The organism is Chloroflexota bacterium (assembly GCA_013152435.1).
Taxonomy (GTDB): domain Bacteria; phylum Chloroflexota; class Anaerolineae; order DUEN01; family DUEN01; genus DUEN01.
The window spans coordinates 23,206-32,826 of record JAADGJ010000047.1; the positions used below are offsets into that span (position 1 = coordinate 23,206).

At 60.9% G+C, this 9,621-nt stretch carries 10 protein-coding genes; 1 reads left to right on the top strand and 9 read right to left on the bottom strand.

Going from position 1 to position 9,621, the window contains the following annotated elements:
- Window positions 1–60: 60 nt before the first annotated feature.
- The 9 genes from GXP39_05970 to GXP39_06010 form a co-directional block, all read right to left on the bottom strand.
- The gene (locus tag GXP39_05970) at window positions 61–903 is read right to left on the bottom strand and encodes a hypothetical protein (GenBank protein ID NOZ27586.1); all 843 of its coding nucleotides are present in this window, start codon (window positions 901–903) and stop codon (window positions 61–63) included.
- Window positions 904–1,062: 159 nt separating this feature from the next.
- Complete coding sequence (locus GXP39_05975) at window positions 1,063–1,980, bottom strand: hypothetical protein (protein ID NOZ27587.1); 918 nt, start codon at window positions 1,978–1,980, stop codon at window positions 1,063–1,065.
- A gap of 715 nt (window positions 1,981–2,695) precedes the next feature.
- The gene (locus GXP39_05980; protein NOZ27588.1) at window positions 2,696–2,968 is read right to left on the bottom strand and encodes a DUF2442 domain-containing protein; all 273 of its coding nucleotides are present in this window, start codon (window positions 2,966–2,968) and stop codon (window positions 2,696–2,698) included.
- Window positions 2,969–2,982: 14 nt separating this feature from the next.
- A complete protein-coding gene (locus tag GXP39_05985) occupies window positions 2,983–3,651 on the bottom strand; it encodes an ABC transporter ATP-binding protein (protein ID NOZ27589.1) in 669 nt (222 codons plus the stop codon).
- 313 nt (window positions 3,652–3,964) lie between these two features.
- Window positions 3,965–4,696, bottom strand: a complete 732-nt coding sequence (locus GXP39_05990) for an ABC transporter ATP-binding protein (protein ID NOZ27590.1) — start codon at window positions 4,694–4,696, stop codon at window positions 3,965–3,967.
- Window positions 4,672–5,637 (bottom strand): branched-chain amino acid ABC transporter permease, encoded by a 966-nt coding sequence (locus tag GXP39_05995; GenBank protein NOZ27591.1) that lies wholly within the window; start codon window positions 5,635–5,637, stop codon window positions 4,672–4,674. Before GXP39_05995 ends, GXP39_05990 begins: the two co-directional genes overlap by 25 nt.
- On the bottom strand, window positions 5,634–6,530 hold the full coding sequence (locus GXP39_06000; GenBank protein NOZ27592.1) for a branched-chain amino acid ABC transporter permease: 897 nt from the start codon (window positions 6,528–6,530) through the stop codon (window positions 5,634–5,636). The genes GXP39_05995 and GXP39_06000 overlap by 4 nt, the downstream gene beginning before the upstream one ends.
- A gap of 63 nt (window positions 6,531–6,593) precedes the next feature.
- The gene (locus GXP39_06005) at window positions 6,594–7,982 is read right to left on the bottom strand and encodes an ABC transporter substrate-binding protein (protein NOZ27593.1); all 1,389 of its coding nucleotides are present in this window, start codon (window positions 7,980–7,982) and stop codon (window positions 6,594–6,596) included.
- Between the two features lie 130 nt (window positions 7,983–8,112).
- A complete protein-coding gene (locus GXP39_06010; GenBank protein NOZ27594.1) occupies window positions 8,113–8,628 on the bottom strand; it encodes a transcription repressor NadR in 516 nt (171 codons plus the stop codon).
- A 764-nt stretch (window positions 8,629–9,392) separates the two neighbouring features.
- Here GXP39_06010 and GXP39_06015 point away from each other — a divergent pair.
- Window positions 9,393–9,621: hypothetical protein (locus GXP39_06015; GenBank protein NOZ27595.1), on the top strand; the 229-nt coding region annotated here is incomplete at its 3' end.

The following is a 9,621-nucleotide window of genomic DNA, read 5'->3' on the forward strand; positions in this document are numbered from 1 at the left end:
CGAAAGGCTAGAACTCCACCGCTCTCGCGCTGCATTCCCACCGCCGAAGGCGGGTCGGCTCTACGCAGGGTTGGGCGGCATCTTAGACCAATACTCAGAAAGGTGTTGGTAAACTGGAAACAAAGTATCGAGGAACTCTATTAGTATTTCTACAAATGATCTAGTCGTTTGCATAATTTGTGTGATGAGTTGGCGTCGCTCAAGCCTATATAGGTCTCGTACTATACGCGGGTTCATTAGCGGGTCAAACACATCTGAGGATTGTCTTTCTATCTCTAGTTCTTCCATCGATTCTTGAACAAAACGAAGGCTGTCGAGTTGATCTAAGAAGTCTAAACCAGGAACATGTCCACGATGCACATATAAATGGCGTGTCTCTCGATAATCGCCAATCGCCGCTTTTAATCTATCCAACGCCCCCTTTACTTTTGTCTTCCTAACCAACTTATTCTTTGCCACGCCCTTCTTATCGCAATACCTGGGATTTATGCCTAACGCGAAGACAGCATTTGTGAGCAAGAGGGCAATATCGTACAGATTTACAACTACTACAAGATAGTGGGAGTAATGATAGTTTACCCATTTATGAAGAGTTATACTGTGTTCGTTGAAAAACTTGGAATTCGGAAATCTCCTGAGATATATTGGCACTTCTTCCATACGCGAAACAGCACCTATCAGATTGCTTGCATAGTGAAACACGCCGTTATGATATACAATCTCTGGAGTAATATCAAGACCAGGGGACTCGCCCAATTGAAGTGCTTGAATTGCTTGTTTGCTCAGTGAGCTGGTTAATGATCTTTGATTCTCGAGCACCCTTACGAAAAAAGGATGCGTTAACAACTTGTAATATTCGGGTTTGTCGTTAACCCCTTTACCTGTCAATTCCCTTTTCTCCACGGTTTTAAATCATCTGCCGCCCAACGGCGCGGCGGATAAGCCGCCGGCAAAGGGCTAGACAGCCCAAGCCAGTCGGCTTAACGGAGATGCTCAGCCGCCCGCCGAAGCGCCAGCGGAGGTGGGTCGGCTGCAGCGGATGTTAGCCCGCATTTACTTCGACTATGTAATATGCCTTCTTTGTTCATCCTGTCCTCTCGAAGATGCAATTAGGTACCGGATAAGAGCTATCCCTAAATGTAGGCAAAACTCGGCATCATTCAATAAAACTCTTGAAGGCACAGGAGCACCGTGTCTCACTGCTGGCTCCGCGCTTGCATAGCCATAGAATTTCTCAATCACTGATACAAGAAGCGGAGGAATGGCTTGGGCCTTTCTCAGTTCCTTCGCGACATCGCCCAGAGTTGATGTTCGGGGGTAAAGAACCCTGCCCACACTTTCCAACGCACTAACGATTTCTTTGATGGAGTTCTCTGGGTCTACCGGTCGCTCATAAATGTATCGAACTGCCTTTCTGTAATGCTCGCGGGCTGGTTCAAACTCATCCTTCAACTCTTCTTGGGCTGCCTGCATTCTGCGTCCTAGAACTGAAGGGATTTCCCTTTTTAGCAAGCCGTCAGCGTCTAGCCTCCAACTTATTCTCTCCTCAATGAACAATTCATTCACCCGGCGCCGATAAGCTTCAAAGCCGTAGCGGTCTACTTGCTCTTTGTCAGAGGGCCAGACCGACCACTCATCTTCCGCCGCTTTAACCTGCTTCCCAACAATTTCGACAATGTCGTAGAACTCGTACCATTGGCATTCTTTTATCAAACCAGTGAGATATTCCCAGCAGTACCACGAGTCGTATGCAGCATCATCTATTTCCTGGCGTAGTTGGACGCTGATTATCTCGTTCAGGGCTTTGATGCCAAGAGGTTTTCCCTCAGGGTTAGGATAACGGCTATCGCGGTCTACATAGGTGAAATCACTAAGCACGCCATTGATATATGCAATGCGAAGCCATATTGGTGCGTCCTCGAGAATAGGCTCTGAGGGAAGTCTTGGATCATACCCATACCTTCGCGAGAATGTGGTCACCTTATTGTACACTCCTTGGACAACGACAATGTGACTTATCCGTTGGGCGGGCTAACGGCGCCGCGGATAACCCGCCGGCGACAGCCCACGAAGCCCGACCGGAGGGAGGGCTTGGTGGGCCGAGCCGGTCGGGTTCATCCGCTGGTTATGCGGCGAAGCGGAGCGAAGCCGCGATAACCAGCGGATGGCCGGAGCGTAGCGGAGGCATCCGCGGCGCCGTTATGGCGGCGAGCGAAGCCGCCGGCCATAACTATTGAATATACGGAATCCGTATTCTATGCTAATTTGAGGATGCTATGTGGATTCCGTATATACTTCTGGATAATCGATAAATGCGGAAACATTCCGTGTAATATGGCCGCTGAACGTGGGACCATCCTACGCACAGTGGAGGCTTTGCAACCTCTTGCACGCCATTGTACCCGAAGGAGCTTCTTACGTCAATACAACCAGCGCTATTTTGGCGAAATACGCACGTTCCGATGCACGACCGCATCGCGAAAAACCCCGGAGCCTTCGATGGCCCCGGGGTTCTGTTCGGTTATCCGCTCGTAAGCGCAAGACACCGACCTCTCGGAGAAGCCGGACGCCTACTCGACGATGATCGATTCGGCATGCCTATCCGACATCACGGTCTCTCGCGCTCGCTGACGTTACTCCAGACATCAGCGAGAGTGACGAATCGTCGCGGATCCAGAGCTGCTGCTGACGGTAACTAACGCGATTGGCGACTCTCCAGCCAGCGCCGCAGGGAATCTTGACTCTCTCCGGAGCGTCGCCCCAAAAGTATCCCCATAACACTCAGATCCTCATCCAAATCAGGCCAGTGGATATAAGCTCCATCGGCCAGAAGCACGAAGTTCTGCCTTTCCTCCGGTGTGCCATACCACAACCGCGGATACCATGCTAAGGGGACACTGATGACACGCCCGTCAGTTAGCTCCACGGTAAGTACGTCTTCATCCACCCGTACTTCCCGGGCTCTAATCTCTTGCAGTCCAGTCACCGCTGCAAGCCTCCTTTCGACGCCACGATCTCCCCGCGCTCGATGGTGTACACGACGTCAGCAAGCCCGGCGACCCGCCGCGGGTCCGAGTCGGTCACCAACACGGCCGCGCCCCGCCCGGGTAGCTCACGGATCACCTCGGCCAGCCGCTGCGCCAGCGCGGGCGCGAGCCCCTCGAACGGCTCGTCCAGGAGCAGCAGCTCCGTGCCGCAGACCAGAGCCCGCGCCAGGGCGACCATCTTCTGCTGGCCCCCGCTCAACTGGGCCGCCCGCCGGCCGGCCAGCTCCCGCACCTCCGGCATCAGCTCGTACACTATCTCCAGACGCTCAGCGCAGGCCGGGGAGGCCGTCGCCCACGCGGGCAGCAGGATGTTCTCCTCCACCGTCAGCGCGCCGATCAGCCGGCGATCCTCCGGCATGTAGCCGATGCCCAGCCGGGCCCGCTCATGCGCGGGCACCTCGGTCAGATCACGGCCATCGAGCCGGATGGCACCCGCGTGCACCGGCACCAGCCCCATGATGCCCCGCAGCGTCGTCGTCTTCCCGGCGCCGTTACGCCCCACCAGTCCCGCGATGCCGCCCTCCGGCACGGTCAGGTCCACCCCACGCAGGATGGGAAAGCCCCGGATATGCACCTGCACGCCTTCCAACGTCAACCTGGCCATCGCTCCCCTTTTGAAGAACCGCAGAGGACGCAAAGCAAGTAGGGCAGATTTCCATATCTGCCTTAGAAAATTTACCGGCAAGGTACCTGAGGGAGCTCCCTCAACGACCAGCTCCACAGGGGGAGGTGTGGAGGGGAGCCCCCTCCACTTTTTCCGGAGGGCCTCCCCACAGCAGAAGCAACGGCATCTCTCAGACACACTCTAAGGGCGGATTCCCATATCTGCCCTTGCCTTTTGAAACCCGCAGAGGACGCAAAGGGCGCTAAGGATGCCTAGATTTCTTTGCGATCTTTGCGCCCTTTGCGGTTCATCTTTAAAAGACCATCCCCTCCGTAGCGACATCCGCCAGGACGGCCTCCGGTGGACCGTCGGCGATGATCCGCCCCTGATGCAGCACCAGGACCCGCCCGGCATAGCGTCGGATCACCTCCATATCGTGCTCGACGAAGAGGGTGGTCACGCCGGCGCTCTGCAGCACCCCCATCAGCGTATCCATGACCCCAAACTTGTCTCGCATGCTGACCCCGCTGGTGGGCTCGTCCATGAGCAGCAGCCGGGGGCGCAAGGCGAACGCCAGGGCGATGTCCAGCAGCTTGCGCCCTCCCTCCGGCAACGCCACCACCGGCTGGTCCGCATAATCCCGGATTCCGAACGGTCCCAGGATCGCCAGCGCCTCCGAGATCAGCGCATCCTGTCTCAGCGGACGCCACGGGTCCAGCCCCCGCCCCTCCCTCGCCGCCAGGGCGATGAGGACGTTCTCTACGACGGACAGGCCGGTGTAGAGCTGGGGGATCTGGAAGGACCGGGCGATCCCCAACCGGGTGATCGCCCGGGGCGGCAGCCCGGTGATATCCCGCCCCAGATAGCGAATGCGGCCCCGCTGCGGTCGGACATAGCCGGTGATCAGATTCAAGAGCGTCGTCTTCCCGGCGCCGTTGGGCCCAACGACGCCCACCCGCTCACCGGCCGTGATCCGGAGATCGATGCCATCGGCCGCCACGACCTGCCCGAACGTGCGGGTCAGCCCAACCGCCTCCAGGACCACCGGCGTATCCTGATCCGTCTCACGGCGGACGTGTAGATCGTCCAAAGTCCCTCCGGCATGAACAGGATGATGAGCAGCATGGCGCTCCCCATGATCATCTGCCAGATGTAGGGAGCGTACTTGAAGGCGTAGGCCCGCAGGATCTCGAAGACGACGGCGCCGCCCAGGGGGGCGAGCACGTTCCCGATCCCGCCCAGCAACGCCACGAACACGAACTCGCCCGAGGTGGTCCAGTAGGCCAGTTGTGGATCCACGTGCCCGACATTGAGCGCCATCAGCGCGCCGCCCAGCCCGCTCAGCCCGCCGGCCAGCACGTACGTCAGGTAAATGGTGCCCCACGTGGAAAGGCCCAGGTACTCCAGCCGCACCTCGTTGTCCCGCACGGCCCGGGCCGCGTAGCCCAGCGGCGAGTTCATGTATCGGAAGGTCAGGTAGGCCACCGCGGCGGTGCAGCTCAGCGTGAGCAAGTACAGCCCCGAGCGCAGCCGCTCGGCCTCCAGCGCGAGCCCTGCGATCGTCGGCGTGGCGACGGCCATGCCATCGCTGCCGCCGGTGAGCGCGTACGCCTTCACCAGGATCCCGTACAGGACCATCGAGAACGCCAGGGTGAGCATGGCGAAGAAGATCTCCCGATATCGGGCCAGGAGCAGGCCCGTCACGCCGGCCACGAGGACCCCGGCCGCCGTGCCCAGGGCGGTGGCCAGGGCTGCCTCCCGCACGCCCCATGCCCTCATGACGAACGCCACGGTGTAGGCGCTGGCGGCGAAGAAGAGCCCCTGCCCGAAGGAGACCAGCCCCGCCCGCAGGAGCAGCGCCACGCTCAGGATCGCCAGGCCGCGGGCGAACGCCAGCGATAGCAGGAAGATGATCCACGCCGGCAAGACGAAACCCAGCCCGGCGAGGAGCGCCAGCAGGGCGACGGTGATCAGCAAGGGCCTCATATGCGGCGCCTCTCCTCGCGGGCGAACAGGCCCTGGGGACGCACCAGCAGCACCGCGGCCATCACCAGATAGATGGCGAACAGCTCCAGATCCGGGATGTGATGCACGGCCGCCGCCCGCACGATCCCCACGATCAACGCGCCCAGCGCCGCGCCCTCCAGGCTCCCCAGCCCGCCGATGACGACCACGGCGAAGGCCAGCACGATCACCTCGACAGCGATGCCCGGCGCCACGGAGATCATCGGCGCGGTGAAGGCGCCGCCCAGGGCAGCCAGCACGGCCCCCAGCGTGAAGGTGATGACGTAAACGCGCGGGACGTTCACCCCCATCGCCGTGCTGATCTCCGGATCCTCGATGACGGCCACGATGAGCTTCCCGAATCTGGTGCGGTTGATGAAGAGCCATAGCGCGCCGCCGGCCGCCACGGCGATGCCCAGCAGCAGGAAGCTATATCGCGGATAAGCGATCCCGCCCAACTGGACCTGGCCCAGCAGCTGGTAGGGCTTGTACGCGTAGTACGGATCCGCCCCCCAGCCGAGCTTGATCGCGTCCTCCAGGATCAGGAACAGGGCGTAGGTGACCAGGAGCTGGACGGCCGGATCGCGGTCATAGACCCAGCGCAGCAGGCCGCGCTCGATCAGCGGGCCCGCGATCACGCCGACCAGCAGGGCGGCCCCGAACAGGACGAGATAGCTCCCGTAGGGCCAGAGGTCGTGCCGAAAGTAGGCGATGATCAGCGAGGCGCCCGTATAGGCCCCCAGGGCATAGAGGCTGCCGTGGGCCACGTTCAGGATGCGCAACACGCCGTAGATCAGCGTCATGCCCACGGAGATGAGGAACAGCCACGACGCGAAGGCCACGCCGTCCACAGCGATGATGAGCCATGTGTTCATAGACACCTATCGGGATAGGGGCGGGGTAGGGGCGGGTTTAAAACCCGCCCCTACCTCACGGGCTCACGGGCATTTGGCACCTGGGAACCCCTGAGCGATCCATTCCTCGCCCTTCATGCCCTCGGGCGGGTTGACGCACTCCGCCGGGAACACCATCCGGTCGGTCAGCTTCACCTCGCCCGCGGCCGGGTCGAACTCCCCGGTGATGCCGAAGGCCATGGGCTCGATGGCCTGATGCCCATTGGCCAGCGCCATCTGGATCACGCCGCTGGGGCTGTCGAATTCCAGATGCTCGAAGGCGGCGATGACCTGATCCTGGGTGGGCCACTTGCCGCCGTTCTCGGCGATGGCTTTCTCATACGCAGCCTTGACCCCGAACAGCGTGAGGGCCATATGGTAGGCTGGATGGATGGGACGGGCATCGTATCGCTCCCTGTAGATGCGCGTGAACCAGCGGTTTAGCTCGTTGTCCGGGGCCAGCGCGCCGTGCGTGCCCTCGGCGCCGATGATCAGCCCGGGCGGGACGTCCTCGCCCAGCGAGGGGAGCATCGCCTCGCCGATGATGAACACCCCGATGCTCTGATCGAAGAGACGGCGCGGCGTCGCCTGGATCAGGAACGCCTCCAGATCGCTGCCCCAGAAGCTGGAGTGGATGGCATCGGGACGCGCCACCAACAGGGCCGAGATCTCGGCCGAATACTCACCGGCGAAGAGCTTGGGGAACTGCTCGCTGACCACCTGGACGTCGGGTTTCAGTTGAAGCACGGTGTCCCGGAAGGCCGTCCAGGAGTCCTGTCCCCAGGCGTAGTTCTGATTCATCCCGGCGATGGTCTGCAAATCCGGCTTCACCTTCAGCAGGTAGCGCGCCGCCCCCACGTTGTAGACCAGGTCGGTCCCTTTCGTGCGGAAGACGTACTTATAGCTCGCCTCCTCGAAGATGCGGCGGGTGGCGCATGTGTAGAACACGGTGAGCTTCTGCAGCTCCTCGGCCACGGGCGCCACGGCGAGACAGGAGGCGCTGGACACGTACCCTAAAACCAGATCCACCTTCTCGTCCAGGACCAGCCGACGATACTCGGCCACCTGCTTGTCGGGGCCGCCCGACTCGTCCACGTACACGAGCTGGATCGGCACGCCGCCGATGCCCGCTTGATCGTATGGGGCGGGCGCCTGGCCCGCGTTCAACGCCTCGACGATGACGTCCGCCGCGTTCTTGGACGGGATGCCGAAGGGCGAGCCGGGGCCGGACAGGAAGGTGACGATGCCGATCTTCACCTGCGACGGCGCACCCGCGGTCGGAGCCGCTGGCGCCGCGGCGGGCGTCTCCCCCATACCCGCCTCCGGGACGGTCACCGGGGGCGCGCAGGCGGCCAGGAGCGAGAGGATGATCGCCCCGATCAGCATGCCGGCGAATATCCCTCTCGAACGCACGACGATATGGCTCTTACGCATGGAACCTCCTCCCAACTCTGAGTAGGAATGGACAACTCAATTCGCTGTAGGGGCGACCGGCGGTCGCCCCTACAGTTATGTAAATATATGCGTTACCCAGAAGCCCCCCGACTTCCGGTCATCCCGGATGCTATTCGATCAGATACCCCGCCTCCCGAAGGGCCGCTTGAGCCGCCTCCAGGCGGGCCGGATCGTCGGCCTCCAGCGTGTGGAGATGGACGCCCTCGGTCAGCTCGCTCAGCAGATGCGCGCCGGTCTCATGCAGCTGCTCCATGAAGGCGTAGACGTCCGACCGGCTGCTGTGCATCAACTGTCCCCTCACCTCGCCATAGATGGGGTGCTCCACGATCACGTCGATCACGGTGACCCCGGCATCGACGAGACGCTCCAGCTCGTCCTGGGTCTGCTCCGGCGTGTGACGCACGGCGACCACCGTACGGGCCCGGGCATGTTCGCGCGCGGGCAGCCAGATATAGCCACGAGCCGTGGCCATGATGGGATGTCCGGCCGCGCGCAGCACGCTGATGTCCTGAACGATGATCTGGCGGCTGACGCCGAAGCGCTCCGCCAGAGCGCGGCCCGGCACCGGCCCCCCGGCCGCCTGCAGATAGGCGAGGATCTCCTGCCGCCGTGCTTGCGTGTCCATCTCCACTCCCAAAGTGCTCACTCAAGGACACCCCAGGCAAACATCGTGGCTCATCTCATAATCGCTTCGCTCATATTTTTCTCGTCTTCTCCCTGCCTGGCTGGGGCTTTGGCCAGTGGCCTTCGGCCCCACGGGGCAGGTGAGGGGCTGAAAATAGAGTCCTTCGGAGGGGCTACCGCCCCTCCGAGCCACCCCAGAGATGCAAAGCCACGCTTCCGTATCGCTTAAGTTGATACCAATGGGGCGACCGGCCAGTTGCCCCCACAGTGTTATGCAAAGACGCTCGCACGTTTTCGTCGCGTATGCCCATACGAGCGACACGCTTAAATTGATTGATGCCTATAGGGCTGTAGCCGCTGCGTCCCCTGCTTCCTGGACACAGCGAGGGCGTTGCGTGCATGTGTCGTGTATGCCGATGCATATTCAGTGTAGGCGACCCTTCCTGTCTTGTCAAGTGTCAAGACAGCTAAATTCCTCTTTTACTCACACCCCTTTTGTCTACTAGATTTAAAAAATATTATCGTATCTGCGTAACGAACGCCTCTCCAGCCTCGTTTATAAGAGTGGTTTCCATGGTTCGCTCTTCACCAACCGATCCGCAGGTCCTCTCGCCCGCCCGCCGGCCTCATGACGGCCGGCTTCCCCACACTCCCGTCGGGATAACCTTCCTTTAACATTGCTCTAAAGCGGGATTAAGCACGGCGAGGCCCCCATGTGGTAGGGTAAGAGCGAGCCGAACTTGTACACTTTAAGGAGGTGTTGTGATGTTGAGGACGCGTCGATGGATGGTTACGTTCATAGCGATCCTGCTGGTCAGCCTGTTGGTGGCCCCGATCGCTCTGGCCGACGACGACGAATATGAGTTTCGGGGTACAGTGGAGAGCCTGCCCAGCAGCGGCCTGATCGGCGACTGGGTGGTGAGCGGCCGCACGGTGCACGTCAGCGCCGAGACCCGGATCGACCAGGAGGACGGCCCCGTGGCCGTGGGCGCCC

Coding starts and splice junctions, on each gene's coding strand:
- GXP39_05985 (NOZ27589.1), bottom strand. CDS start 3,651: ATGGCCAGGTTGACGTTGGAAGGCGTGCAGGTGCATATCCGGGGCTTT.
- GXP39_05995 (NOZ27591.1), bottom strand. CDS start 5,637: ATGAGGCCCTTGCTGATCACCGTCGCCCTGCTGGCGCTCCTCGCCGGG.
- GXP39_06000 (NOZ27592.1), bottom strand. CDS start 6,530: ATGAACACATGGCTCATCATCGCTGTGGACGGCGTGGCCTTCGCGTCG.
- GXP39_06005 (NOZ27593.1), bottom strand. CDS start 7,982: ATGCGTAAGAGCCATATCGTCGTGCGTTCGAGAGGGATATTCGCCGGC.
- GXP39_06010 (NOZ27594.1), bottom strand. CDS start 8,628: ATGGACACGCAAGCACGGCGGCAGGAGATCCTCGCCTATCTGCAGGCG.